This is a genomic window from Geodermatophilus nigrescens (assembly GCF_900129495.1).
GTDB lineage: Bacteria > Actinomycetota > Actinomycetes > Mycobacteriales > Geodermatophilaceae > Geodermatophilus > Geodermatophilus nigrescens.
On sequence record NZ_FQVX01000003.1, the window covers coordinates 554,905 to 579,732 of the forward strand.

Genomic DNA, 24,828 nt, shown 5'->3' on the forward strand with positions numbered 1-24,828 from the left:
CGGCCGGTCCGTCGTCAGGGGCGGCCGTCGAGGCCCCGGGCCACCAGCGTGTCCCGGGTCCGCTGGGCCACCTCGCACCCGTCGGCGTAGGACAGCGCCCACGGCGAGGCGGCGACGCCGGGCAGCACCGGGCGGCGCGGCGGGTCGCAGACGGCCTCCCGCAGCGCGGGGTCGGTCAGCCGGTCCCGGCCCTCGAGGGCGACGTGCAGCACCGGCCCGACGTCGGCGGCGCGCGCCCGCTCGAGCACGCGCCGGCCGGCCGCGGTCGGGCCGGTGAACCGGCCGAGCAGGCGCTCGGCGCGCAGCCGGCGGGGGAGGACGGTGACCCGGTCGTCGGCCAGCGCGCGCCAGCGCACCGTCTCCACCGACCGGCGGCCCCGGCCCCCGACGGCGTCGAGGACGGCGGCCTCCACCGGGTGGCGCCGCCGCGGCTCGACGACCTGCAGCTCCCCGGGCGCCACCGCGCGCACCCGGCCGGTGACCACGAGGGCCACCAGCGCGGTGTCGACCACCCGCTGCGGCCCGCCGGCCAGACAGGCGACCTCGTAGACGTCGGGGTGCTCGGTCATGGCGACTCCTCCCGCGGCGGGGGCCCTGTCCCACGGTGACAGGGCGGGAGCGGGCGCGGAAGCCCCCCGGCCGCGCCCGCCGTAGGGTCGGGGACGTGGCAGCCCCCCGTCCGCCCCGGTTCGACGCCGCGGCCGAGGAGGTCGCCGCCACGGCCGCGGCCGCCGCCGACTGGCCCGCGCTCGCCGCCGCCGCGACGCCCTGCGTCGCCTGCCCCGAGCTGTCGGCCACCCGGCAGCACGTCGTCGTCGGCGACCCGCCGGTGCGCGGGCGGGCGCGGTTCGCCCTGATCGGCGAGGCGCCCGGTGCCAACGAGGACGAGACCGGCCGGCCCTTCGTCGGGAGGTCGGGCCAGCTGCTCGACCAGCTGCTCGCCGAGGCCGGGCTCGACCGCGCCGAGGCGGCCGTGCTCAACATCGTGAAGTGCCGACCGCCGGGCAACCGGACGCCGAAGACGCCGGAGGTGGCCCGCTGCAGCGGCTGGCTGCGCCGCCAGCTCGAGCTGCTCGACCCGCCGGTCGTCGTGGCGCTGGGCCTGTCGTCGGCCAAGTGGTTCCTCGGCCCGCGCACCGTGCTCGCCGGGGCCCGCGGCCGCCCGCACGACGTCGGCGGCCGGGCGGTCTGGGCCACCTACCACCCGTCGGCGGCCATCCGGTTCGGGCCGAACGGCGCCCCCCGCGCCGGCCTGCTCGAGGACCTGACGTCGGTCGCCCGGAGCCTGGCGGCATGAGGCGCGAGCACGTGCTGCCCACCGTCGACGACACCCGGGCCCTCGGCGCCGCCCTCGCCGCCGTCGTGGAGCCGGGCGACCTGCTGGTGCTCACCGGCCCGCTCGGCGCCGGCAAGACCGCGCTCACCCAGGGCCTCGGTGCCGCGCTCGGGGTGACCGAGCCGGTCACCTCGCCGACCTTCGTCATCGCCCGCGTGCACCGCGGCGGGCGGCTGCCGCTGGTGCACGTCGACGCCTACCGGCTGGGGAGCGTCGCCGACGTCGACGACCTCGACCTCGACGCCTCGACCGAGGAGTCGGTGACGGTCGTCGAGTGGGGCGCCGGGCTGGTCGAGCGGCTCACCGACGAGCACCTCGAGGTGCGCCTGGACCGCCGCGACGACGACGTCCGCACCGCCGTGCTCGTGCCCTCCGGCGCAGGCTGGGAGCGGCGGCTGGAGGCGTGAGCCCCTCGGGCCGGCCGGCGGTCGTCGTCTTCGACCTCGACGGCACGCTGGTCGCCGGCGACTCCTTCGGCGGCTTCCTCCGCCGCCTGCTCACCCGGCAGCCCCTGCGGCTGGCCGCGGCGCTGCTGACCGCGCCGGTGTGGCTGCCGGCGCTGGCGACCGGGCGCCTGCGGGTGCCCGCGGAGCGCTGGCTGGTGTGGCTTGCCGCGGTGGGCCTCGACGCCGAGGGGTTCACCGCGGCGGCGCGGGCCTTCGCCGCCGAGCACGCCGGCCCGGCCGGCGGGCGCACCGCCGCGGCCGCGGTCGCCCGGGTCCGCGAGCACGTCGCCCGCGGCGACCGGGTGGTCGTGGCCACCGCGTGCGCCCGACCGCTGGCGGCGGAGGTGTGCCGGGTGATCGGCCTGCCGGACGTCGAGGTGGTCGACACCGACCTGCGGCGCAGCCGCTGGGGGCTGCCGGCACCCGCGGTCCCCGCCCGGGGGCAGGGGAAGCTCGAGGCGCTGCGGGCGGCCGGGGTGCCGCTGCCGCTGGACCACGCCTACTCCGACAGCGCCTCCGACCTGCCGCTGCTGCGCGCCGCGCGCGTCCCGCACCTCGTCGACCCGACGCCGCGGGACCTGGCGAGGCTGCGGGCCGTCCTGGGCCCGGACGTCGAGGTGCTCCGCTGGGCGGGGAGCGCCGGGTGAGCGTCCGGGTCGACGTGCTCGCCCTCCCGGCGGCGGCGTTCGCCGCGCTGGCCGCCGGCGACCTCGCCGCCGCGGGCGCCGCGTGCCCGGTCCCGCTGCCGCCGGGCTTCGCCGATCCCGACTGGTCGGAGGTGTGGCGGATGCGCGCGGAGCAGGTGGCCGCCGACCCGGCCGCGGCCGCGTGGGTGACCGGCGTCGTGTGGGACCCCGACCGGCGGCTGGCCGTCGGGCGCGCCGGCTTCCACGGCCCGCCCGACGGGCGCGGCATGGTCGAGATCGGCTACGCCGTGCTGCCCGAGCACCGGCGCCGCGGCTACGCGCGGGCGGCGCTGGCCGCGCTGCTCGCCCGCGCCCGGGCGGAGCCGGCCGTGTCGGTGGTGCGGCTGTCGATCGCGCCGTCGAACACCGCGTCGCAGGCGGTGGCCCGGCCGTTCGGCTTCGTCGTCGTGGGCGAGCAGGTGGACCCGGTCGACGGCGTCGAGGTCGTCTCCGAGCTGTCGGTGTGACCGTCCGCGCCAGGACCGGCGCCGCGACCGCTCAGCCGGCGCGGTCGAGGACCGGTCGCAGCAGCGCGGCCAGCTCGGCGGGGTGGGAGAGGAACGGCGAGTGCCCCGACGGCAGGCGCAGCACCTCGCCGGCCCGGGACGACATCGCCTCCTGGGCGAACACCGGGATGGCCTGGTCGTCCTCGCACACGACGTAGGTGCTCGGCACGTGCCGCCACGCCGCGCCGGTCAGCGGCTGCTCCACCGAGGCGCGGGACTGCAGCCCGACGCGGGCCACCGCGTCGCGCGTCAGCTCCTCGGGCACCCCGTTGTAGAAGACCGCCGCCGGGTCCGTCACCCCGATCGCGTGCTCCCCGACCTCCCACCAGGGCGGCGCCTGCCCGCCGACGCTCCCGAGGAGGGAGTCCCCGACGTCGAGCTGGAAGGCGCACAGGTAGACGAGGTGCGCGACGCCGCTGTCCGCGGCGACCGCCTCGGTCACCACCGCGCCCCCGTACGAGTGGCCGAGGACGACGACCGGGCCGTCGACCCGCGCGAGGGCGTCCCGCACGGCCGCGGCGTCGGCACGGAGGTCGCCCAGCGCGGCCGGGTCCTCGCCGACGCTGGGCAGGTCGACGGTGTGCGCCCGCACGTCGTCGCCGAGCTCCTCCACCAGGGGGCGCCAGCACCACGAGCCGTGCCAGGCGCCGTGCACGAGCAGCAGTGATGCGGTCATCGGCGTCCTCTTCCCCGACGGCGTGGGCCGGGCGATCCTGCCCGACCGGGCCGCCGGGCGACAACGGCTGACTACGCTGGCCGGTCGTGCTGGTCCTCGTCCTCGACACCGCGACCCCCACGCTGGTCGCCGGCGTCGCCCGCCGCTCCGACGACGGCGGCGTGGAGGTCCTCGCCGAGCGGGCGGTGCCCTCCGGCAACCGGCACGCCGAGCTGCTCGTCCCCGCCGTGCGCGAGGCCCTGGCCGAGGCCGGCGTGGCGCTGGCCGACGTCGGCGCCGTCGTCACCGGCCTCGGGCCCGGCCCGTTCACCGGCCTGCGGGTCGGCGTGGTCACCGCGGCCGCCCTGGCCGACGCCGGCGGCGTCCCCGCCGTGGGCGTCTGCTCGCTCGACGCCGTCGGGTCGGGGGAGCGGACGGTGGTCACCGACGCGCGGCGCAAGGAGGTCTACTGGGCCGCCTACGACGCCGCCGGCGCGCGCGTCGACGGGCCGGGCGTCGTCCGCCCCGAGGAGCTCGCCGCGCGCGGCCCGCTGGTCGGCGACCCGCGCTTCGCCGAGCGGCTCGGCGCCGCGGTCACGCCCGCCGAGGTGACGGTCGCCGGTCTGCTGCGGGCGGCGGCGCCGCTGCTCGACGACCCGTCGTCGGCCGGGCCGCTCGTCCCGCTGTACCTGCGCCGCCCCGACGCGGTCCCGCCGACGTCGTTCAAGCCGGTGACGACGTCGTGAGCGCGCGGCTGCGGCCGATGCGGCTGGCCGACCTCGACGCCGTGCTGGCGCTGGAGGACGAGCTCTTCGCGCCGGACACCTGGACCCGCGCGATGTACCGCGACGAGCTGTCGCGCACCGACACCCGGCACTACCTCGTGGCCGTCGACACGGACGGCGAGGACGACGGCGCCGTCGTCGGGTACGCGGGCCTCATCGCCTACGACGACGAGGCGCACGTGTCCACGATCGGCGTCGCCCGCGACCGGCAGGGCGAGGGCCTCGGCGCGCTCCTGCTCGACGCGCTGCTCGCCGAGGCCGACCGGCGCAGCCCCGTCGTGCTGCTCGAGGTGCGCGCCGACAACGAGGTGGCGCAGGGCCTCTACCGGCGCCGCGGGTTCGCCGAGATCGGCCGGCGCCCGCGCTACTACCAGCCGAGCGGCACCGACGCCGTCGTGATGAAGCGGGAGGTGCGGCGGTGAGCGAGCCGCTGGTCCTGGGGTTCGAGACCTCGTGCGACGAGACCGGGGTCGGCCTGGTGCGCGGCCACACCCTGCTGTCGGACGCGCTGGCGACCTCGATGGCCGAGCACGAGCGCTTCGGCGGCGTGGTGCCCGAGATCGCCTCGCGGGCGCACCTGGAGGCGATGGTCCCGACCGTGCACCGCGCGCTCGCCGAGGCCGGGGTGTCGGCGTCCGACGTCGATGCCGTCGCGGTCACCGCGGGACCCGGCCTCACCGGCGCGCTGCTGGTCGGGCTGGCCGCCGCGAAGGCCTACGCCCTGGCGCTGGACAAGCCGCTGTACGGGGTCAACCACCTGGCCGCGCACGTCGCCGTCGACGAGCTGCAGCACGGCCCGCTGGCCGAGCCGTCGCTGGCGCTGCTGGTGTCGGGCGGGCACAGCTCGCTGCTGCTCGTGCCCGACCTCGCCCGCGAGGTCACCTCGCTCGGCCGCACCATCGACGACGCCGCCGGCGAGGCCTTCGACAAGGTCGCCCGCGTGCTCGGCATGCCGTTCCCGGGCGGCCCGCCCATCGACCGCGCCGCCCGCGACGGCGACCCGGCGGCCATCGACTTCCCGCGCGGGCTCACCGGCCCCCGCGACGCGCCCTACGACTTCTCCTTCTCCGGCCTGAAGACCGCCGTCGCCCGCTGGGTGGAGGCGCGGCGGAAGGCGGGGGAGCCGGTACCGGTGGCCGACGTCGCGGCGTCGTTCCAGGAGGCGGTCGCCGACGTGCTCACCGCCAAGGCGGTGCGCGCCTGCCGCGACTCCGGCGTCGACCACCTCGTGCTCGGCGGGGGAGTGGCGGCCAACTCGCGGCTGCGGGCGCTGGCGGAGGAGCGCTGCGCCGCGGCCGGGATCGTGCTGCGCGTGCCCAGCCCGCGGCTGTGCACCGACAACGGCGCGATGGTCGCGGCGCTCGGCTCCCGGCTGGTCGCGGCGGGCGTCGAGCCCTCGGCGCCCGACCTGGGCGCCGACAGCAGCCTGCCGATCCAGACGGTGAGCCGCTGAGCGACGACTGTTGCGGTCGCGGCCCCGTCCAGAGGCTCACCCCGAGCGTGCGAGGGGTGAGGGGGACGGGGTCCTTCCTCACCCGCTGACGTCGCACACCAGGGCGGTCGGGGCGCCGGCCACCCGGGTGACGACGACGGTGGCGCTCCGGTCGCCCGGGCCGCGCAGCTGCCGCGCCAGGGTCTCCGGCTCGATCGCCGACCCGCGCTTCTTCACCACCACCCGGCCGACGCCGCGGGCCCGCAGCAGCGCGCGCAGCCTCTTCAGGCCGAACGGCAGCACCTCGTCGACGCGGTACGAGGTGACCCACGGGGAGTCCGGGGCAGCGCCGGAGGTCAGGTAGGCGATCGTCGGGTCGACCAGCGTCGCGCCGAGCTCCGCGGCCACGAGGGACACCAACCCGGAGCGGATGACGGCGGGGTCGGGCTCGTGCAGCCACGCCCCGACCGGGCCGGCCTGCGCGGGCCCGGGGTCGGCGCCGGCGGTGAGCTCGTGCACGTCGTCGCCGCGGACGACGGTCGCCCGCCGCCACACCTCGGACACCCCGCGGCCCCACAGCAGCGCCTCGACGATCGACCCGCGCACCGACACCCACTCGGCCTCGACGCCCTCGGGCACCCGGTCGTGGTCGAGGCCCGGCGCCACCTTCACCACGGCGCGCGGCACCCGGTCGAGCAGCGCCGTCACCGTCGACCAGGGCGGCGACCAGCGGTCGGGGTCGAGCTGCCGGCGGCCGCCCGCCCGCCGCGCGGGGTCGAGGACGGCGGCCGCGCACCCGGCGATCTCGCCCCCGCGGGCGGCGTCCACCAGCTCGACGACGTCGCCCGCGACCACCCACACGTCGTCGGCCACGCCGAGCGCCTCGGCGTTGGCGGCCGTGAGCTCGCGGGCCACCGGGTCGAGGTCGACGGCGAGCACCCGCGCGCCGGCCCGGGCGAGCGCCACGGTGTCGGTGCCCGACGCGCAGCCGAGGTCGGCGGCGGAGTCGGTGCCGTCGGCGAGCAGGCGGGCGGCCCGGCGGGCGGCGAGCGCGGGACGGCCGGCCTGCTCGAGCGTGTCGGCGGTGAGGAACAGCCGGTCGGCGTCGGCGCCGAACACCGGGCGGGCCCGCGCCCGCAGCCGGGCCAGCTCCCAGGCGGGACCGGCCAGCTCCGGCCCGACCTCCGCGCGCAGCGCGGCGACCCCCGCCAGCACGTCGGCGCCCCCGGCGAGTAGCGCCGCTGCGCGGGCGGTCGCGGCGGCTCCCTCGGGCGTGCGCAGCAGGGTCAGCGCGGCGGGATTGGGCACGGCGACCAGCCTCCCGCAGCGGCCCGTCCTCCGAGCGGTGGACCCGGTTGAGGGGCTGGCACTCTCGTGGGTAGAGTGCCAATCGACACGGGCAGGCGCCTGACCCCCGCGACGGCAGGCCCGGCCCCCGTGCCACAACGTGCAACCCCACCAGCCGTCCGATCCCGAAGGGGGCGTCACCTCGTGACGACCGCTACCAAGGTCTCCATCAAGCCGCTCGAGGACCGCGTCGTCGTCCAGGCCAACGAGGCCGAGACCACCACCGCCTCCGGCCTGGTCATCCCGGACACCGCCAAGGAGAAGCCGCAGGAGGGCACGGTCATCGCCGTGGGCCCCGGCCGCATCGACGACAACGGCAACCGCGTCCCGCTCGACGTCAACGTCGGCGACGTCGTCATCTACTCGAAGTACGGCGGCACCGAGGTCAAGTACGCCGGCGAGGAGTACCTCGTGCTCTCCGCCCGCGACCTGCTCGCCGTCGTGGAGAAGTAGAAGGACCACCCTTCCCCCCACGCCGAGCGAGCTCGGCGCGGGCCCCTGGAGAGTGGCCGTTCCAGCACGGCACCAGACCGCCCCGGCGACCCGACTGACCGGGTCCCGGGGCGGTCGCCGTCTCACCCCCGTAGCGATCTGATCGGAAGGGCCCCATGGCCAAGATCATCAAGTTCAACGAGGACGCCCGCCGCTCGCTCGAGCGCGGCGTGGACAAGCTCGCCGACGCCGTCAAGGTCACCCTCGGCCCGCGCGGGCGCAACGTCGTCCTCGACAAGAAGTTCGGCGCCCCGACCATCACCAACGACGGCGTCACCATCGCCCGCGAGGTGGAGCTCGAGGACCCGTACGAGAACCTCGGCGCCCAGCTGGCCAAGAACGTCGCCACCAAGACCAACGACGTCGCCGGTGACGGCACCACCACGGCCACGGTGCTGGCCCAGGCGCTGGTCAAGGAGGGCATGCGCAACGTCGCCGCCGGCGCCAACCCGATGGGCCTCGGCCGCGGCATGCGCGCCGCCGTCGACGCGGTGTCGAAGGCCCTCGACGAGGTCGCCATCCCCGTCGACGAGCAGTCGGCCATCGCCGGCGTCGCCACCATCTCCGCCCAGGACGCCGAGGTCGGCGCCCTGATCGGCGAGGCGATGGAGAAGGTCGGCAAGGACGGCGTCATCACCGTCGAGGAGAGCAACACCCTCTCCACCGACCTCGACGTCACCGAGGGCGTGCAGTTCGACAAGGGCTACCTCTCGCCCTACTTCGTCACCGACCAGGAGGCGATGGAGGCCGTCCTCGAGGACGCCCTCGTGCTGCTGGTGCAGGGCAAGGTCAGCGCGCTGGCCGACCTGCTCCCGCTGCTGGAGAAGGTGCTCGGCAACGGCGCCCGCCCGCTGCTGATCGTCGCCGAGGACGTCGAGGGCGAGGCGCTGTCCACCCTCGTCGTCAACTCGATCCGCAAGACGATCCGCGTCGTCGCGGTCAAGTCGCCCTACTTCGGCGACCGCCGCAAGGCCTTCATGACCGACCTCGCCATCGTCACCGGCGGCCAGGTCGTCAGCGAGGACGTCGGCCTCAAGCTCGACCAGGTCGGCCTCGAGGTGCTCGGCACCGCCCGCCGCGTGACCGTCACCAAGGACACGACGACGGTCGTCGACGGCGGCGGCACGGCCGGCGCGATCTCCGACCGGGTCGCCCAGATCCGCCGCGAGATCGAGGCCACCGACTCCGACTGGGACCGCGAGAAGCTGCAGGAGCGGCTGGCCAAGCTGGCCGGCGGCATCGGCGTCATCCGGGTCGGCGCGGCCACCGAGGTCGAGCTCAAGGAGCGCAAGCACCGCATCGAGGACGCCATCGCCGCCACCCGCGCCGCGGTGGAGGAGGGCGTCGTCCCCGGCGGCGGCTCCGCGCTCGTGCACGCCGCCACCGCGATCGACGCGCTGGACCTCACCGGCGACGAGCTGACCGGCGCGCGCGCCGTGCAGCGCGCGCTGGAGGCCCCGCTGGCGCGCATCGCCGACAACGCCGGCTTCGAGGGCCGCGTCGTCGTCGCCAAGGTCCGCGACCTCGGCGTGGGGCAGGGCTTCAACGCCGCCACCGGCGAGTACGGCGACCTGGCCGGCCAGGGCGTCATCGACCCGGTCAAGGTCACCAAGGCCGCGCTGGGCAACGCCGCGTCGATCGCCGCGATGGTGCTCACCACCGACTCCGCCGTCGTCGAGGCGCCGGAGGAGGAGCACGACCACGCGGGCGGCGGGCACCACACCCACGGCCACTCGCACGGTCACGGCCACAGCCACTGACCCCGTTCCGCACGATCAGGTGAGCTGATCGTGCGGCGTCCTGGCTCACCGCCGACGGTGAGCCAGGACGCACGGACGTGGGCCAGGACGGCCCGCACACCGGGAGGGCCGGCCCAGCGTCTGCTGGGCCGGCCCTCCCGTCGTCTCAGGGTCCGCCTCAGGGACCGTCGAGCGCGGCGACCAGGCGCCGGAGGACCTCCCGGCAGGCCAGCAGCTCCTCGGCGGAGGTGCCCGCCGCGGCCAGGACGCGCGCCCGGTCGGCGTCCCCGCGCTCGACCAGCGCCGCCAGCGCCGCCCGCCCCGCGCTGGTCAGCTCCAGCAGGGGAGCGGTGCGGTGGTCGGGGTTGGGTGCGCGGTCGGCCAGGCCGTCGGCGACGAGGTCGTCGGCCACCCGCTGCACCGACTGGCGGGCGAGGCCCAGCCGGCGGGCCACGGCGGCCACCGTCGACGGCGCCCCGGACAGGACGCTGAGCACGTGCCACCGGGCGGTGGTCTGCCCGGCCGTCGCGGCGATCGCCTCGCTGGTGCGCCGGGACGTGCCGGCGAGCTCGTAGACGTCGGCGACGAGCAGCCGGTAGGCCTCCTGGACGTCGGTCATGATGACAGTCTACTGTCGTCCTGACAGGAGACTGACGAGGAGGTCGCCGTGCTGCACGAGGTCCTGCACTCGCCCGAGCCCGACGGCGAGGACGCGCTGGCGCTGTTCGGCCGGCTGGCGGGGAGCTGGCGGCTGTCCTGGCGCGGCCTCGGGCCCGACGGGGACTGGGCGACGGCGGAGGGGGAGCTGCACGTCGGCCGCGTGCTCGGCGGCCGGGCGGTGCAGGACGTCTGGGTGGTGCCCGGTCCGGGACGGCCCGGCGCCGGCGTCCCGCCGCGGGCGTTCCACGGGACGACGGTCCGCTTCCCCGACCCGCACGCCCCCGGGACGTGGCGCTCGACGTGGATGGACCCGGTCAACGGGCGCGTGCGGCGCTTCACCGGCCGCCCCACCGGCGACGGCGGCGTCCTCCTGCTCAGCGACGACGAGGAGCCGTGGCTGCGCTGGCGCTTCTCCGACGTCCGCCCGCGCTCGTTCACCTGGTCGGCCGAGACGTCCCCCGACCGGGGCGTCACCTGGGTGCACGACGAGCTGATGACCGCCGAGCGGGTCGACTGACCCCGGACGCAGCGAGAGGGCCGGTCCAGCGAGTGCTGGACCGGCCCTCTCGTCGTCCGTGCGGCTAGACGCCCGCGGCGACGGCGGCGGGCTCCGCGGCGATCAGCCGGGCCCGCTCCTCCTCGCTCATGCCGCCCCACACGCCGTAGGGCTCGCGGACGCTCAGCGCGTGCTTGAGGCACGCCTCCACGACGGGGCAGGAGGCGCAGACGGCCTTCGCGGCCGCCTGGCGACGGGCCCGCGCGGGGCCGCGCTCGCCGTCGGGGTGGAAGAACAGGGCCGTGCTCTCTCCACGGCAGGCGCCGTGCAGCTGCCAGTCCCAGACCTCGGCCACGGGCGTCGGCAGTCGGCGGATGTCGGCCATGTCGGTCCTCCTCGGCTCGGTGCGAGCCGGAGGGGGCGGTCCGGCTGCTGGGGTGCCGGTGCCCGAGGGTCCCCGGGGTCAAACACACCGGGATCGGACATTTTCCCGGCTCCCGTCTCCCCCCGCAGGGTGAGCACGGGTGTTCCCCGTCCTGACCGGCGGTCAAGGTGACTGCAGGCCGTGCCGTTCCCCGGGTCGAGTGACCCGGGCGCCCCGCCCGGCCGGGGGAGACGAGGAGCAGCGAGTGATCGACGACAGGATGCGTGGACCGGGACACGGTGCCACGACCGTGTGGGTGTACGACGAGCGCCGCCGCGTGCGCGACGACGTCGCCGCCCGCCTGGTGGCCCTCCCGTTCGTGGGACGCGTCGAGGTCGTCGGTGACGCGGTCGCGCTGATGCAGCGGCTGGCCACCCGGCAGCCCGACGTGCTGCTGGTCGGCACGCAGCGCGCCGTGGACACCGGCCTGAGCGTCGCGACGACGGTGCTGCGCAGCCACCCGGGCGTGCCCGTGCTGGTGCTCGGCGCCCCCGACGACGCCGAGACCGTCCGCGGCGCGGTCGCCGTCGGTGCACGGGGCTACCTGCGCTGGGATGCGAGCGCGCTGGAGATGGGCCTGGGCCTGTCCCGCGTCGGCCTGCGCCCGGAGGGCCCGCGCCCGCCGCAGCAGGTCAGCGCCTCCGTGCCGCTGGCCTCCGTCGGCGCCCCGGTGCCCGCGTGGGCCACGCCGCTCAACGGCGCCGGCCCGCGCGCGGTGAGCACGCCGGTCCGCGAGGCCGCGCCCGCGGTGACGCTGTCCATGCGTGAGATGCAGGTCCTCACCGGCATGAGCCAGGGCAAGAGCAACGCCCAGATCGGGCGCGAGCTCTACCTGTCCGAGGACACCATCAAGACCCACGCCCGCCGGCTGTTCCGCAAGCTCGGCGCCAAGGACCGGGCCGAGGCCGTCGCGACGGGCTTCCGTCGCGGGATGATGACCTGAGACGACGGACGCACGCCGAGGGCCCCCTCCGGAGCACGGGAGGGGGCCCTCGGCGCGTTCTCGTCCCGGTGCACGCGGAACGCGCCGGTACCCCTGGCCCGGACGGCCGTCCCGGCGCACGCTGACCGTGCACGGGGCCGCCGCCGGAGGGGACGACGATGAAGGAGCTGCGCTGCCGCGACGCCGGGTTCGACTGCGAGGCGGTCGTCCGGGCCGAGTCGGTCGACGAGCTGATGGCGCAGGTCGGGCCGCACGCCCGGGAGGCGCACCGCGTCGAGGTGACCCCCGAGCTGGAGGGACGCCTCGCGACCCTCGTCCGGGACGTCTGAGCTCAGTCGTCGCGGGCGTGGCGGCCGGTGCTGCCGCCCCCGGGCTCCTCGCGCTCGGCCATCGCGGCGACCCCGTCGGCGTAGCCGCTGGCGTAGTCCCAGCTGACGTAGTCGTCGGGGTCCGGGTCGAACGGCGGCTCGTGCCGGCCGGTCTGCCCCTCCTCGAGCAGCTGGCGCAGGTTCGCCTGCATCAGCGCCCAGTCGACGTGGTGCTCCTCGTCGCAGTCCGGGCAGTCGACGACGATGCCCTTGATGCCCGTCGGTTCGAGCAGGGTGCGGAACACCTCGAGCTCGGCGAGGTCGTCGAGGACGCCGGCGCGCTCCTCCATGGTGAGCGGCGGCGGGTCCGACGGCGTGGAGCCTGAGTCGGGGCCCGGCAGGTCGTCGAAGGGACCCACGGTGCCTCCTCCCTCGTGCGGCGCGGTCGCTCTCGTGCGGTCGCGCGGGCGCGCGTCCGGGGGACCACGGTAGCCGCCTCCGGCTCCCGTTCCCACGCGTGCGCGGACGCCGTCCCGGGCCCCCGGCGCCCCCGCCTACGATCGGGGGTGGTTCCCGCGCGCCCGGCCGGGGGCGAACCGACGAGAGGGTGGCGGCGATCATGCAGCCCGACGACCGGACCCCCGAGCTGCCGGCGAAGTTCGCCCCGCTCGGCCTGACCTACGACGACGTCCTGCTCATCCCGGGCGAGTCCGACGTCGTCCCGGCGGAGGTCGACACCAGCAGCCGCCTGACCCGCGGCATCCGGCTGGCGGTGCCCCTGCTGTCGAGCGCGATGGACACCGTCACCGAGGCCCGGATGGCGATCGCCATGGCGCGCATCGGCGGCGTCGGCATCCTGCACCGCAACCTCGCCGCCGAGGAGCAGGCCGGCCAGGTCGACCTCGTGAAGCGTTCCGAGGCCGGCATGGTCACCAACCCGGTCACCTGCTCGCCGGACAACACCCTGGCCGAGGTCGACGCGCTGTCGGCCCGCTACCGCATCTCCGGCGCCCCGGTCGTCGACGGCGACGGCGTGCTGGTCGGCATCGTCACGAACCGCGACATGCGCTTCGAGACCGACCAGCACCGGCTCGTCCGGGACGTCATGACGCCGATGCCGCTGGTCACCGCCCCGGTCGGGGTGGACGCCGACACCGCGCTGGCGCTGCTGTCCCAGCACAAGATCGAGAAGCTGCCGATCATCGACGACGCCGGCCGGCTGCGCGGGCTGATCACGGTCAAGGACTTCGTCAAGCGCGACCAGTACCCGAACTCCACCAAGGACGCCGACGGCCGCCTCGTCGTGGGCGCCGCGCTCGGCGTCGGCGAGGACGCCTACAAGCGGGCGGGCCTGCTGGTCGACGCCGGGGTCGACGTGATCGTCGTCGACACCGCGCACGGCCACCAGCGCGCCGTCCTCGACATGGTCGCCCGGGTCCGCACGGACTTCGGGGGCGACGGCGGCGTGCAGGTCGTCGGCGGCAACGTGGCCACCCGCGCCGGCGCGCAGGCGCTGGTCGACGCGGGCGCGGACGCCGTGAAGGTCGGCGTCGGCCCGGGCTCGATCTGCACCACCCGCGTGGTCGCGGGCGTCGGCGTCCCGCAGATCACCGCCGTCTACGAGGCGAGCCTGGCGTGCAAGCCGGCCGGGGTGCCGGTCATCGCCGACGGCGGCCTGCAGTACTCCGGCGACATCGCCAAGGCGCTGGTCGCCGGTGCGGACACGGTGATGATCGGCGGGCTGTTCGCCGGCGTCGAGGAGGCGCCGGGCGAGCTCGTGTTCATGAACGGCAAGCAGTTCAAGACCTACCGCGGCATGGGGTCGCTGGGCGCGATGCAGAAGCGCGGCAACCAGTCCTTCAGCCGCGACCGCTACTTCGCCGACGACGTCCTCTCCGACGACAAGCTCGTCCCCGAGGGCATCGAGGGCCAGGTGCCCTACCGCGGCCTGCTCGCGACCGTGGCCCACCAGCTCGTCGGCGGCCTGCGGGCGTCGATGGGCTACGCCGGCGCGGCCACCGTGGCCGACCTGCAGGAGCGCGGCCAGCTCACCCGCATCACCGCCGCGGGCCTGACCGAGAGCCACCCGCACGACATCCAGATGACGGTCGAAGCACCGAACTACCGGGGGCGCTGACCCATGCCCAGCCGCGACACCGTCGAGATCGGTCTCAACCGCTTCGCCCGGCGGGGCTACGACCTCGACGAGGTCTCCATCGTCCCGTCCCGCCGCACCCGCGACGTCGACGACGTCTCCACCGCCTGGCAGATCGACGCCTTCCGGTTCGAGATCCCGCTGGTCACCAGCCCCAGCGACGCCGTCGTCAGCCCGGCGACGGCGATCGCCGTCGGGCAGGCCGGCGGCCTCGGCGTGCTCAACGCCGAGGGGCTGTGGACCCGCTACGACGACCCGCTGCCGGTCTACCGCCAGCTGCGCGACGCCGCGGCCGAGGCGCCGCCGCCGATCGCGCTGCTGCAGCAGGTCTACGCCGAGCCGGTGAAGCCCGACCTGATCAGCGCCCGCATCAAGGAGATGCGCGACGCCGGGGTGACGACGGCGGTGCGGGTCTCCCCGCAGCACACCGAGCTGCTCGCCCCGTCCGTGCTCGCCGCCGGGGTCGACCTGCTGGTCATCCAGGGCACGATCGTCTCCGCCGAGCACGTGACCACGCAGGGCTCCGCGCTGAACCTCAAGTCGTTCATCGCCGACCTCGACGTCCCGGTGATCGTGGGCGGGGCGGCGAACTACCAGACGGCGCTGCACCTCATGCGCACCGGCGCGGCCGGCGTGATCGTCGGCGTCGGGGCCGACAGCTTCTCCACCGGCGACGCCGTCATGGGCGTGCGCGTGCCGCTGGCCAGCGCGATCGCCGACGCCGCCGCGGCCCGCCGCGACTACCTCGACGAGACCGGCGGGCGGTACGTGCACGTCATCGCCAACGGCCGGATCGAGACCAGCGGCGCGATCGCGCGGGCGCTGGCCTGCGGGGCCGACGCCGTCCAGGTCGGCGAGCCGCTGCGCGCGGCGAAGGAGGCCCCGGCCGGTGGCGTGTGGTGGGACTCGGTGGCCGCCCACCCGCGGCTGCCCCGCGGCGGGACGTCGGCGCCGGTCCCGGCGGCCGGGTCGCTGGAGCAGGTGCTGCTCGGGCCGGCCGAGACCTCCGACGGCCGCACCAACCTCTTCGGCGCGCTGCGCCGCACCATGGCCAAGACCGGCTACCGCGACCTCAAGGAGTTCCAGCGGGTGGACCTCGTGATCGGCGGTCGACCCGACTGATGGACTTCCCGACCGTCCTCGTCGTCGACTTCGGCGCCCAGTACGCGCAGCTCATCGCCCGGCGCATCCGCGAGGCCGGCGTCTACTCCGAGATCGTCCCGTCGTCGGTGTCGGCGGCGGAGGTCCTGGAGCGGCGGCCGGCGGCGATCGTGCTCTCCGGCGGCCCCTCGAGCGTCTACGCCGAGGGTGCGCCGCAGGTCGACCCGGCCCTGTTCGAGGGCGGCGTGCCCGCCTTCGGCATCTGCTACGGCTTCCAGGCGATGGCCCAGTCGCTGGGCGGCACGGTCGCGCACACCGGCGACCGGGAGTACGGCGGCACCCCGCTGACCGTCACCACCGGCGGCCGGCTGTTCGGCGACCTGCCGGTGGAGCAGTCGGTGTGGATGAGCCACGGCGACGCCGTCAGCACGCCGCCGCCCGGGTTCACCGTCACCGCCACCTCCACGGGCGCCCCGGTGGCCGCGTTCGAGGACGTCGACCGGCGGCTCGCGGGCGTGCAGTTCCACCCCGAGGTGCGGCACACCGCGCACGGGCAGACGGTGCTCGAGCACTTCCTGTTCGACATCGCCGGGCTCGAGCGCAGCTGGACGATGAGCAACGTCGTCGACGAGCAGGTCGAGCGCATCCGCGAGCAGATCGGCGACCGGCGGGCGCTGTGCGCGCTGTCCGGCGGTGTCGACTCCGCCGTGGCCGCCGCGCTCGTGCAGCGGGCCATCGGTGACCGGCTCACCTGCGTGTACGTCGACCACGGGCTCATGCGGCAGGGCGAGACCGAGCAGATCGAGCGCGACTTCGCCGAGGTCACCGGCGCCGACCTGCGGGTGGTCGACGCGAGCGACCAGTTCCTCTCCGCGCTGGCCGGCGTCAGCGACCCGGAGCAGAAGCGCAAGACCATCGGCCGCGAGTTCATCCGGGTGTTCGAGCAGGCGGCCACCGACGTCGTCGCCGACGCCCAGGCGCACGGCGAGACCGTCGACTTCCTCGTGCAGGGGACGCTCTACCCCGACGTCGTGGAGTCCGGCGGCGGCACCGGCACGGCCAACATCAAGAGCCACCACAACGTCGGCGGGCTGCCCGAGGACCTGCAGTTCACCCTCGTCGAGCCGCTGCGCACGCTGTTCAAGGACGAGGTGCGCGAGGTGGGCCGGCAGCTCGGCCTGCCCGACCGGCTCGTGCAGCGCCAGCCGTTCCCCGGCCCGGGCCTGGGCATCCGCATCGTCGGCGAGGTGACCCGCGAGCGGCTCGACGTGCTCCGCCGCGCCGACGCGATCGCCCGCGAGGAGCTCAGCGCGGCGAAGCTGGACACCGAGATCTGGCAGTGCCCGGTGGTGCTGCTGGCCGACGTCCGCTCGGTCGGCGTGCAGGGCGACGGGCGCACCTACGGCCACCCGGTGGTGCTGCGGCCGGTGTCCAGCGAGGACGCGATGACGGCGGACTGGACCCGCCTGCCCTACGACGTGCTCGCCCGGATCTCCACGCGGATCACCAACGAGGTGCCCGAGGTCAACCGGGTCGTCCTCGACGTGACGAGCAAGCCGCCGGGCACCATCGAGTGGGAGTGACCGTCGCGCGCTCCCGCTGAGCGGGGTCACCATCCGTCACGCCGCGCGGTGTGACGTGGACCACAGTGCGATGCCGTGAGGGCGATGAGGTCGCGGGAGGACCGGCGGATCTAGCGTCCCGTCCCCTCGGCCACGGCAGGCCGGGTGGACACGGGGAGTGACCATGGTCGGCTGTTCCGGGCACCTGCGACGCACCGTCCACGCCGCCGGAGCAGGGGCCGCCGCGCTCCTGCTCGTCGTCGCGGCCTGCCTCGCGGTCGTGGGGACGTCGGCCGCGCCGGCCGCCGCGGCGCCGCAGGCCGGCTTCACCGACACCACCGCCTTCAGCGGGCTGGTCAACCCGACGGCGGTGCGGTTCGCGCCGGACGGCCGGGTCTTCGTCGCCGAGAAGCGCGGCACCATCCAGATGTTCGACGGGCTCGGCGACACGACGGCCACCCAGGTCGCCGACCTGCGCACCGAGGTGCACAACTTCTGGGACCGCGGGCTGCTCGGCCTCGCCGTCGACCCCGGGTTCCCGGGGCGGCCGTACCTCTACGCCCTGTACACCTTCGACGGACCGGTCGGCGGCACCGCTCCCCGCTGGGGGACGGCCGGTGCCGACAGCGACCCCTGTCCCAACCCACCCGGAGCCACGAGCGACGGCTGCGTGGTGAGCGGCAAGCTGGTCCGGCTGGTGCTCACGGGCACGACGACGACCAAGCAGGACCTGGTGCACGACTGGTGCCAGCAGTACCCGAGCCACAGCACCGGCGACCTGGTCTTCGGCCGGGACGGCGCGCTGTACGCCTCCGCGGGCGACGGCGCCAGCTTCGACTTCGCCGACTTCGGTCAGGACGGCAACCCGGTCAACCCCTGCGGTGACCCGCCGGGCGGCGTCGGCGGCGCGATGAGCCCGCCGACCGCCCAGGGCGGGGCGCTGCGCTCCCAGGACCTGCGCACGGCCGGGGACCCGGTCACGCTCGACGGCACCGTCATCCGCGTCTCCCCGGACACCGGTGCCGCGCTGCCGGACAACCCCAACGCCTCCTCGGCGGACGCCAACGCCCGCCGGATCGTGGCGTACGGCCTGCGCAACCCGTTCCGCATGACGCAGCGGCCCGGTACCGACGAGCTGTGGATCGGCGACGTCGGGTGGGGCACGTACGAGGAGATCGACCGCCTGGCGTCCCCGACCGGCGGCGTCACCAACTTCGGCTGGCCCTGCTACGAGGGCAACGACCGGCAGCCGGCCTACGACGGGCTGGACCTCGCGGTGTGCGAGGACCTGTACGCCCAGGGCGCGTCCGCCGTCACGGCGCCGTACTACCCATACCGGCACGGCCAGCCGCTCAACGCCAACGACAACTGCAACGTCACCCGCGGCTCGTCGACGTCCGGCGTCTCGTTCCAGTTCTACGCGGGCGGCCCCTATCCGGCCGAGTACGACGGCGCCCTGTTCTTCTCCGACTACTCGCGCAACTGCATCTGGGTGATGACCCGGGGGACAGACGGGCTGCCCGACCGCCTCAAGGCCCGCCCGTTCGTCACCGACGCGGCCGGCCCCGTCGACCTCGAGCTCTCGCCCCAGGGCGAGCTGTTCTACGCCGACCTGGGCGGCGGGACGATCCGCCGGGTGGTCTACGGCGGGACCACCCCGACGCCGACGACCTGCCCGGCCGGGCAGTACCTCGCCGAGTACTTCCCCAACAGGACGCTCACCGGGACGCCGGCGGTCACGGCCTGCGAGGCCGCCCCCCTGGCGCACGACTGGGGCGCCGGCGCCCCGGCCGGAGTCGGGCCGGACAACTTCTCCGCCCGCTGGACCGGCACGTTCGACTTCCCGGCCGGGGACACCACCTTCACCGCGGTCAGCGACGACGGCATCCGGGTGGCGGTCGACGGGACCACGGTCATCGACGAGTGGCGCGACCAGTCGGCCACCACCTTCACCGGCGTCCGGCCGCTGACGGCGGGCGCGCACCAGGTGCGCGTCGAGTGGTTCGAGACCGGCGGCGACGCGGTCGCCCGGCTCGCCTGGACCACCTCCGCGCCCACCGGCGCTCCCGTCCCGCAGATCACCACCCCGGCCGCGGGGACGACCTGGCAGGTCGGCGGGACGATCTCCTTCACCGGCTCGGCCACCGACGCCGCCGGGCAGCCGCTGCCGGCGAGCGCGCTCAGCTGGGAGATGGTCCTGCGGCACTGTCCCGACGCCTGCCACGACCACCCGCTGCAGACCTGGACCGGCGTGGCGGGTGCCTCGATCGCCGCACCCGACCACGAGTACCCGGCGCACCTCTCGCTCCGCCTGACGGCCCGGGACGCCTCCGGGCGGACGGCCACGGTGACCCGGGACCTGCAGCCGCGCACCGTCCCCGTCACCGTGACCACGCAGCCGGCCGGCCTGCAGGCGACGCTCGGGACCAGGACCGCCACGACGCCGTTCACGGCCACGCTCATCGTGGGCGCCACGACCAGCCTGTCCACGCCGTCCCCGCAGACGGCGGGCGGTGCCCTGCAGGAGTTCGTCGCGTGGTCCGACGGGGGAGCCCAGACCCACCAGGTGACCGCCGGGTCGACCGCGGTCACCCACACGGCGACCTTCCGGGCCACCTGTCCGGGCGGCCAGTACCGGGCGCAGTACTTCTCGAACCGCAACCTGTCCGGCACCCCCGTGTCGACCGCCTGCGAGGCGGCGCCGCTGAACCAGAACTGGGGGACCGGTGGGCCGCCGGGGGTCGGGCAGAACAACTTCTCGGCCCGCTGGACGGGGGTCTTCTCCTTCACCGCCGGTCCGCACACGTTCACGGCGACCGCCGACGAGGGGATCCGCGTCTTCGTGGACGGGCAGCTCCGGATCGACCGCTGGACGACCGGCGGCACGGGCTCGGCGACGGTGACCCTTCCCGAGGGGGCGCACGAGGTCCGGGTCGAGTACTTCGAGAAGACCGGCCCGGCCTCCGCCCGGGTGACGTGGACCTGACCCGGCGTCAGCCCGGCGCCCGGACGGCGCGGGCGTCGGGCGGGGGAGTGCCGTAGGCGGCGGGGTCCCGTTCCGGCGCCGTCTCGGCGGTGAGCGACGCCGCCTCGATCCGGTCCCACCGGAACCAGCGCGGCGCGTCCCGCTCCCGGCACCAGCCGACCAGGTACCAGCGGTCACCGGTGCGGGCGAGCAGGTGCGGCTCCACCCGCCGCCGGGACGCCGTCCCCACCCGGTCCCGGTAGGTGATGGCGACGACGCGACGGCGGGCCAGCGCCTCCTCGACCACCGGCGCCGGGTCCGGCCGGCCGGCGCCGGACCGCACCCACACCCGCCCGCCCAGCCGCTCGGCCTCCGCCCGCGCTCCCGGGCCCAGGACGTCGAGCACCTTCTCCAGCGCCGCCCGGCCGTCGGCGGCGAACGGCGCGTCGCCCGCGCCGGCCAGCGCCACCGCGACGGCGACCGCCTGCGCCGGCGTCAGGTTCACCGGCGGCAGCGTGGCCGCGGCGTCGAGCACGTAGCCGCCGCCCGGCCCCGACGACGCCCAGATCGGCACGCCGGCCTGCTGCAGCGCGTCGACGTCGCGCTTGACCGTTCGGGTGGACACCTCCAGCCAGGCCGCCAGCCGCCCGGCGGTGCGCCCGCGCGGCCCGGCGCGGCGCAGCTCCTCGGTCAGCGCGTGCAACCGGTCGGTGCGGTTCACGGGCGGGATCCTGTCAGGGGTCGGTGACAGGACGGTGTCACCGACCCCGCGACAGGGTCGTCGCATGGCAGCGATCGCGCTCTTCCACTCCGTCCTCGGCGTCCGGCAGGGCGTCACCGACGCGGCCGGCCGGTTCCGCGCCGCCGGGCACGACGTCCTCGTCGTCGACCAGTACGACGGCCGGGCCTTCGGCGACGACTACGCGGAGGCCGGCGCCTTCGTCGAGGAGGTCGGCTTCCCGGCGCTGATGGCACGGGCGGAGGATGCCGTGCGGCACCTGCCCGACGGGTTCGTGGCCGCCGGTTTCTCCAACGGCGCCGGGATGGCCGAGCACGTGGCCACCCGGCGGCGGTGCGGCGGTGTCCTGCTGTTCTCCGGCGCGCTGCCGATGGCGGTGCTCGGGGCCGCCGGCTGGCCCGCCGGCCTCCCGGCCCAGCTGCACCGGGCGACGGGGGACCCGCTCGCGTCGCCGGAGTGGGACGCGGCGTTCGCCGCCGACGTCGAGGCGGCCGGCGCGGAGCTCGAGGTGTTCACCTACGACACCGCGGGCCACCTGTTCACCGACGCGGGCCTGCCGGCCGAGTACGACCCGGCCGCCACGGAGCTGCTGTTCGGGCGGGCGCTGGACTTCGTCGCGCGCGTGACCGCCTGACCCGGAGGCCCCGGGTCGCAGCGCCCCGGCACGGCGGAGGGCCCGGGGAGCAGCAGCTCCCCGGGCCCTCGTGACCACCGTCTCCCTGTCGGTCAGCGCCTCCGGCGCGCCTTCCGCAGCTCGCTCACCAGGAGCAGGACCCCCGCGCCGACCAGCAGCAGCCACAGCAGGCCGCCGTCGGCGAGGAACTCCAGCGGCAGGGTGACCCCGGCGAGGAAGGTCAGCGCCAGGAGGACGAAGGCGACGCCGGGCACCAGGGCCACCAGGTCGGGACGGCGCCGGCGCGGCGGCTCCTCGACGGGCAGGAGGCTCGCGGTGTGGTGCTGCCAGTCCTCGGCCAGCGCCCGCTCCTGCCAGCCGGTCGGGGTGGTGGGGAACTCGCTGTAGTCAGGCACGGGACACCTCCACGTTGCCGACCTGGTGGTCGATGGTCAGGCGGAACTCGGGACGGTTGTCGCTCTCGTCCTCGTCCTCGGCGGGGAAGAAGCCGCCGTCGCTCTGGCCGAAGACGTCCACGTCGCCGATCCCCTGGTCGAGGACCACCCGGACGTCGGCGTCCTCGGGCACCGTGATCTCGAGGTCGCCGGCGCCGTGGTCGATGGCGATGTCGACGGTCTGCCGGATGTCGTCGACGTCGATCTCGGACAGGTCGAGCTCGAGGTTGCCGGCACCGAGCGCGTACTCGGGCCGGATCTGGGCCACGGTCGACGGCTCGTAGGAACGGTCGCCGACGCCGCCGCGCGGGCCCTCGCCGTCGTGCCAGGCCGACACCGACGAGGTGAACAGCAGCGCGAGGGTGAGCACCGAGCCGAGCGCGATGAGCCCGCCGCGCGGAGCGCGGTTGCGGACGAAGGCCGAGGCGACCAGGCCGAGTCCCACCACGAGCAGCGCCCCGGCGAGGAAGCCCCGCGGGCCCAGGTCGAGGGGCGTGTAGCGGGTGACCAGCACCATCAGGCCGACGACGATGAGCAGTCCGGCGACGGTGATCCCGGCGACGGGGGAGCGCGGCCCCGGCGGGGCGGCGGGCGCGCCGTCGGTGTGCCTCGGGCCGGCCGGCATGAGCAGCCACAGCAGCAGGTAGATCGCGATGCCGGTGCCACCGGCCAGGGTGAGGGCGACGAAGCCGACCCGCCACAGCAGCGGGTCGACGCCGCTGTACTGGGCCAGCCCGCCGGCGACACCGCCGGCGTACTTGTCGGTGCGGCTGCGCCGGAGGGCGGGCCGGACCGGTGGTGGTTCGACGGGGGGAGCGGGGGGAGGAGGGGATGCGGCGGTCATGGCACAGAGCGTGCCCAGCGGGCCGTCCGCGGGGCATCGGGGAAGGCCCCCATCCGACCCTGGTCCTGCCCGTCCGGGGTCTTCCCGGTACCGGGAGCGGCCCGCGCGGTGCGACGATCGCACCGTGACGAGGACCGTGCCGACCTCCGTGGGCGGGCTCCCGGTCGGTGTGCAGCCGCCGGCGGGCGTGCCGGCCGCGGCCGCCGCGCAGCCACCGGCCGGCGTGCCGGCCCCGGCGCCCGTACCGACCCCCGCGCCGGACCCGGCCGCCGCGCCGGCACCGCTGCTGACGGTGTCCCCGGCGGCGCCCGCGCAGCCCGAGCGGCCGCCGCTGGTCCGGCCCCGGTCGGGCCGCATGCTCGCCGGCGTCGCCGCCGGCACCGCGCACCACCTGCGCGCGGACCCGCTGGTGGTGCGCGCCCTGTTCGTGGCGCTGGCGATGACCGGCATCGGCGTCGTCGCCTACGTCCTGCTGTGGTTCTTCGTGCCGCTCGGCGAGGTGGACCCGGCGCAGGCCGCGCAGCCCAGCCGGCGGCAGACGCTGGGGCTCGCGTTCGTCGGCCTCGGCGCCCTGGTGCTGGTCACCAACCTCGCCACCTGGGGCAACAACGACCTCATCGCGCCGCTGCTGCTGGTCGGCGGCGGCCTGGCGGTCATCTGGCGGCAGCTGGACACCGACCGGACGCTCACCCGCCCCGGCGTCCGCTGGGTGCTCGCCGGTGGCGCCGCGCTCGCCGCGCTCGGGCTGGTGCTCCTGCTGGCCACCACCGGGCAGCTGGCCAACGCGCGCAACGGCTTCGTCGCGACGGTCGTCATCCTCGCCGGCATCCTGCTGGCCACCGCCCCGTTCTGGCGCCGGCTGCTGGACTCCCGCGAGGACGAGCGCACCGCCCGCATCCGCTCGGAGGAGCGGGCCGCCGTCGCCGCGCACCTGCACGACTCGGTGCTGCAGACCCTCGCGCTGATCCAGCGGCACGCCGACGACCAGCAGGCCGTCGCCCGTCTCGCCCGCAGCCAGGAGCGCGAGCTGCGCACGTGGCTGTACGAGCCGCGGACGGCGGCCGGCGGCACCTGGGCGGCGCTGGTCTCGGAGATGATCACCGAGGTGGAGGGCGACCACGCGCTCACCGTCGACCCCGTCGTCGTGGGTGACGCGCCCGTCGACGACGCCCTCGCCGCCCTCGGGGCCGCCACCCGCGAGGCGCTGGTCAACGCGGCGAAGCACTCCGGCGTGACCTCCGCCGACCTCTACACCGAGGTCACGGCGGGTCAGGTGTCGGTGTTCGTCCGCGACCGCGGCGCCGGCTTCGACCCGGCCGCCGTCCCGGTCGACCGGCGCGGGCTGCGCGACTCGGTCACCGGGCGGATCACTCGGCTGGGCGGCACGGCGACCGTGCGGTCCGCGCCCGGTGAGGGCACCGAGGTCGAGCTCGTGCTGCCGCGCGAGGCCGCCGCGTGACCGTCCGGGTCTACCTCGTCGACGACCACGCGATGGTCCGGGCCGGCGTCCGGCACGAGCTCGGCGACTCGGTCACGGTCGTCGGCGAGGCCGCCGACGCCGACTCGGCGATCGCCGGCATCCGCGCCGCGGCGCCCGACGTCGTGCTGCTCGACGTCCACCTGCCCGGTGGTGGTGGGCGCGCGGTGCTCGAGGCGCTGCGCGGCGAGCTGCCGGACGTGCGCTGGCTGGCGCTGTCGGTGTCCGACGCCGCCGAGGACGTCATCGCGGTGATCCGCGCGGGCGCCCGGGGGTACGTCACGAAGACCATCTCCGGCCCCGACCTGGTGTCCGCGGTGCAGCGCGTGGCCGACGGCGACGTCGTCTTCAGCCCCCGGCTGGCCGGGTTCGTGCTCGACGCCTTCGCGGCCAGCTCGCCGTCGGCCCCGCAGCCGGAGGACCCGGCCACCGACCCCGGCCTGGACCTGCTCAGCGCGCGGGAGCGCGAGGTCATGCAGCTGCTCGCCCGCGGCTACACCTACCGGGAGATCGGCTCACGGCTGTTCATCTCGGTGAAGACGGTGGAGTCGCACGCCTCGAACGTGCTGCGCAAGCTCCAGCTCTCCAACCGCAACGAGCTCACCCGCTGGGCCGCCACCAACCGCCTGCTCTGACGGGCGGGACCCGCGCACCCGGACGCC

Annotated in this window: 28 protein-coding genes; 19 read left to right on the forward strand and 9 right to left on the reverse strand. The window is 76.1% G+C overall.

Annotated features, from left to right (window positions below):
* Positions 1 to 14: 14 nt before the first annotated feature.
* Entirely contained in the window at positions 15 to 671 is a 657-nt protein-coding gene (locus BUE37_RS16385) for a TIGR04222 domain-containing membrane protein (protein WP_342742289.1), read from the reverse strand.
* Between BUE37_RS16385 and BUE37_RS16390 the strand changes: the two genes are divergently transcribed.
* The 4 genes from BUE37_RS16390 to BUE37_RS16405 are packed head-to-tail and all read left to right on the forward strand — an operon-like array spanning position 665 to position 2,935.
* Positions 665 to 1,297 carry a uracil-DNA glycosylase gene (locus tag BUE37_RS16390; protein ID WP_073421412.1) on the forward strand — a complete coding sequence of 211 codons (633 nt, stop codon included), beginning with the start codon at positions 665 to 667 and terminating at the stop codon, positions 1,295 to 1,297. The two genes, BUE37_RS16385 and BUE37_RS16390, sit on opposite strands and share 7 nt — an antisense overlap.
* Positions 1,294 to 1,743, forward strand: a complete 450-nt coding sequence (gene tsaE / locus BUE37_RS16395; RefSeq protein ID WP_073421414.1) for a tRNA (adenosine(37)-N6)-threonylcarbamoyltransferase complex ATPase subunit type 1 TsaE — start codon at positions 1,294 to 1,296, stop codon at positions 1,741 to 1,743. Before BUE37_RS16390 ends, tsaE begins: the two co-directional genes overlap by 4 nt.
* A complete protein-coding gene (locus BUE37_RS16400) occupies positions 1,740 to 2,429 on the forward strand; it encodes a haloacid dehalogenase-like hydrolase (protein ID WP_073421415.1) in 690 nt (229 codons plus the stop codon). Before tsaE ends, BUE37_RS16400 begins: the two co-directional genes overlap by 4 nt.
* A complete protein-coding gene (locus BUE37_RS16405; RefSeq protein WP_073421416.1) occupies positions 2,426 to 2,935 on the forward strand; it encodes a GNAT family N-acetyltransferase in 510 nt (169 codons plus the stop codon). Before BUE37_RS16400 ends, BUE37_RS16405 begins: the two co-directional genes overlap by 4 nt.
* Positions 2,936 to 2,966: 31 nt before the next feature.
* Here the strand turns inward: BUE37_RS16405 and BUE37_RS16410 are convergent, their stop codons facing one another.
* Entirely contained in the window at positions 2,967 to 3,650 is a 684-nt protein-coding gene (locus tag BUE37_RS16410) for an alpha/beta hydrolase (RefSeq protein ID WP_073421418.1), read from the reverse strand.
* Positions 3,651 to 3,736: 86 nt separating this feature from the next.
* Here BUE37_RS16410 and tsaB point away from each other — a divergent pair, with 86 nt between their 5' ends.
* Genes tsaB through tsaD form a run of 3 tightly spaced genes read left to right on the forward strand, consistent with a single transcriptional unit; the run spans position 3,737 to position 5,867 of the window.
* The gene (tsaB, locus tag BUE37_RS16415) at positions 3,737 to 4,375 is read left to right on the forward strand and encodes a tRNA (adenosine(37)-N6)-threonylcarbamoyltransferase complex dimerization subunit type 1 TsaB (RefSeq protein ID WP_073421420.1); all 639 of its coding nucleotides are present in this window, start codon (positions 3,737 to 3,739) and stop codon (positions 4,373 to 4,375) included.
* Positions 4,372 to 4,836, forward strand: coding sequence for a ribosomal protein S18-alanine N-acetyltransferase (rimI, locus tag BUE37_RS16420; RefSeq protein ID WP_217651283.1), 465 nt, complete (start codon positions 4,372 to 4,374; stop codon positions 4,834 to 4,836). Before tsaB ends, rimI begins: the two co-directional genes overlap by 4 nt.
* Positions 4,833 to 5,867: a tRNA (adenosine(37)-N6)-threonylcarbamoyltransferase complex transferase subunit TsaD gene (gene tsaD, locus BUE37_RS16425; protein ID WP_073421421.1), complete on the forward strand. Its 1,035-nt coding sequence runs from the start codon at positions 4,833 to 4,835 to the stop codon at positions 5,865 to 5,867. The genes rimI and tsaD overlap by 4 nt, the downstream gene beginning before the upstream one ends.
* 78 nt (positions 5,868 to 5,945) lie before the next feature.
* Here the strand turns inward: tsaD and BUE37_RS16430 are convergent, their stop codons facing one another.
* A complete protein-coding gene (locus BUE37_RS16430; RefSeq protein ID WP_083628774.1) occupies positions 5,946 to 7,154 on the reverse strand; it encodes a THUMP-like domain-containing protein in 1,209 nt (402 codons plus the stop codon).
* 183 nt (positions 7,155 to 7,337) lie between these two features.
* On the opposite strand from BUE37_RS16430, the gene groES reads away from it, so the two are divergent.
* Together groES and groL are read left to right on the forward strand one after the other, a co-directional pair.
* Positions 7,338 to 7,646, forward strand: coding sequence for a co-chaperone GroES (gene groES / locus BUE37_RS16435; protein WP_073421422.1), 309 nt, complete (start codon positions 7,338 to 7,340; stop codon positions 7,644 to 7,646).
* Positions 7,647 to 7,801: 155 nt separating this feature from the next.
* The gene (gene groL / locus BUE37_RS16440; RefSeq protein ID WP_073421423.1) at positions 7,802 to 9,445 is read left to right on the forward strand and encodes a chaperonin GroEL; all 1,644 of its coding nucleotides are present in this window, start codon (positions 7,802 to 7,804) and stop codon (positions 9,443 to 9,445) included.
* Positions 9,446 to 9,602: 157 nt separating this feature from the next.
* On the opposite strand, the gene BUE37_RS16445 is transcribed toward groL, so the two are convergent.
* Positions 9,603 to 10,043 (reverse strand): MarR family winged helix-turn-helix transcriptional regulator, encoded by a 441-nt coding sequence (locus BUE37_RS16445; protein WP_073421424.1) that lies wholly within the window; start codon positions 10,041 to 10,043, stop codon positions 9,603 to 9,605.
* Positions 10,044 to 10,091: 48 nt separating this feature from the next.
* Here BUE37_RS16445 and BUE37_RS16450 point away from each other — a divergent pair, with 48 nt between their 5' ends.
* A complete protein-coding gene (locus BUE37_RS16450; RefSeq protein ID WP_073421426.1) occupies positions 10,092 to 10,601 on the forward strand; it encodes a hypothetical protein in 510 nt (169 codons plus the stop codon).
* A gap of 64 nt (positions 10,602 to 10,665) precedes the next feature.
* Here the strand turns inward: BUE37_RS16450 and BUE37_RS16455 are convergent, their stop codons facing one another.
* Positions 10,666 to 10,965 carry a WhiB family transcriptional regulator gene (locus tag BUE37_RS16455; RefSeq protein ID WP_073421428.1) on the reverse strand — a complete coding sequence of 100 codons (300 nt, stop codon included), beginning with the start codon at positions 10,963 to 10,965 and terminating at the stop codon, positions 10,666 to 10,668.
* 289 nt (positions 10,966 to 11,254) lie between these two features.
* Between BUE37_RS16455 and BUE37_RS16460 the strand changes: the two genes are divergently transcribed.
* Both BUE37_RS16460 and BUE37_RS16465 read left to right on the forward strand, forming a co-directional pair.
* Positions 11,255 to 11,947 (forward strand): helix-turn-helix transcriptional regulator, encoded by a 693-nt coding sequence (locus BUE37_RS16460; protein WP_245794671.1) that lies wholly within the window; start codon positions 11,255 to 11,257, stop codon positions 11,945 to 11,947.
* A 158-nt stretch (positions 11,948 to 12,105) separates the two neighbouring features.
* Positions 12,106 to 12,276, forward strand: a complete 171-nt coding sequence (locus BUE37_RS16465; protein WP_073421429.1) for a DUF1059 domain-containing protein — start codon at positions 12,106 to 12,108, stop codon at positions 12,274 to 12,276.
* A gap of 2 nt (positions 12,277 to 12,278) precedes the next feature.
* On the opposite strand, the gene BUE37_RS16470 is transcribed toward BUE37_RS16465, so the two are convergent.
* Positions 12,279 to 12,674, reverse strand: a complete 396-nt coding sequence (locus BUE37_RS16470) for a DUF5319 family protein (protein WP_073421430.1) — start codon at positions 12,672 to 12,674, stop codon at positions 12,279 to 12,281.
* Between the two features lie 200 nt (positions 12,675 to 12,874).
* On the opposite strand from BUE37_RS16470, the gene guaB reads away from it, so the two are divergent.
* From guaB to BUE37_RS16490, 4 genes are all read left to right on the forward strand, one after another.
* Positions 12,875 to 14,392 carry an IMP dehydrogenase gene (gene guaB / locus BUE37_RS16475; protein ID WP_073421948.1) on the forward strand — a complete coding sequence of 506 codons (1,518 nt, stop codon included), beginning with the start codon at positions 12,875 to 12,877 and terminating at the stop codon, positions 14,390 to 14,392.
* Between the two features lie 3 nt (positions 14,393 to 14,395).
* Entirely contained in the window at positions 14,396 to 15,532 is a 1,137-nt protein-coding gene (locus BUE37_RS16480; RefSeq protein WP_073421432.1) for a GuaB3 family IMP dehydrogenase-related protein, read from the forward strand.
* Positions 15,532 to 17,094, forward strand: coding sequence for a glutamine-hydrolyzing GMP synthase (gene guaA, locus BUE37_RS16485; RefSeq protein ID WP_073421434.1), 1,563 nt, complete (start codon positions 15,532 to 15,534; stop codon positions 17,092 to 17,094). Before BUE37_RS16480 ends, guaA begins: the two co-directional genes overlap by 1 nt.
* Before the next feature lie 163 nt (positions 17,095 to 17,257).
* Positions 17,258 to 20,059, forward strand: coding sequence for a PA14 domain-containing protein (locus BUE37_RS16490; RefSeq protein WP_175562906.1), 2,802 nt, complete (start codon positions 17,258 to 17,260; stop codon positions 20,057 to 20,059).
* Positions 20,060 to 20,066: 7 nt separating this feature from the next.
* Here BUE37_RS16490 and BUE37_RS16495 read toward each other — a convergent pair whose 3' ends face one another.
* Positions 20,067 to 20,759, reverse strand: a complete 693-nt coding sequence (locus BUE37_RS16495) for a helix-turn-helix transcriptional regulator (RefSeq protein WP_073421437.1) — start codon at positions 20,757 to 20,759, stop codon at positions 20,067 to 20,069.
* Between the two features lie 34 nt (positions 20,760 to 20,793).
* Between BUE37_RS16495 and BUE37_RS16500 the strand changes: the two genes are divergently transcribed.
* On the forward strand, positions 20,794 to 21,411 hold the full coding sequence (locus BUE37_RS16500; RefSeq protein WP_281248090.1) for a dienelactone hydrolase family protein: 618 nt from the start codon (positions 20,794 to 20,796) through the stop codon (positions 21,409 to 21,411).
* A 92-nt stretch (positions 21,412 to 21,503) separates the two neighbouring features.
* Here BUE37_RS16500 and BUE37_RS16505 read toward each other — a convergent pair whose 3' ends face one another.
* Positions 21,504 to 21,806 (reverse strand): hypothetical protein, encoded by a 303-nt coding sequence (locus BUE37_RS16505; RefSeq protein WP_073421439.1) that lies wholly within the window; start codon positions 21,804 to 21,806, stop codon positions 21,504 to 21,506.
* On the reverse strand, positions 21,799 to 22,689 hold the full coding sequence (locus BUE37_RS16510; RefSeq protein ID WP_073421440.1) for a PspC domain-containing protein: 891 nt from the start codon (positions 22,687 to 22,689) through the stop codon (positions 21,799 to 21,801). Before BUE37_RS16510 ends, BUE37_RS16505 begins: the two co-directional genes overlap by 8 nt.
* Before the next feature lie 124 nt (positions 22,690 to 22,813).
* Between BUE37_RS16510 and BUE37_RS16515 the strand changes: the two genes are divergently transcribed.
* Both BUE37_RS16515 and BUE37_RS16520 read left to right on the forward strand, forming a co-directional pair.
* Positions 22,814 to 24,148, forward strand: a complete 1,335-nt coding sequence (locus BUE37_RS16515) for an ATP-binding protein (protein ID WP_245794673.1) — start codon at positions 22,814 to 22,816, stop codon at positions 24,146 to 24,148.
* Entirely contained in the window at positions 24,145 to 24,801 is a 657-nt protein-coding gene (locus tag BUE37_RS16520) for a response regulator (RefSeq protein WP_073421441.1), read from the forward strand. Before BUE37_RS16515 ends, BUE37_RS16520 begins: the two co-directional genes overlap by 4 nt.
* Positions 24,802 to 24,828 lie beyond the last annotated feature (27 nt).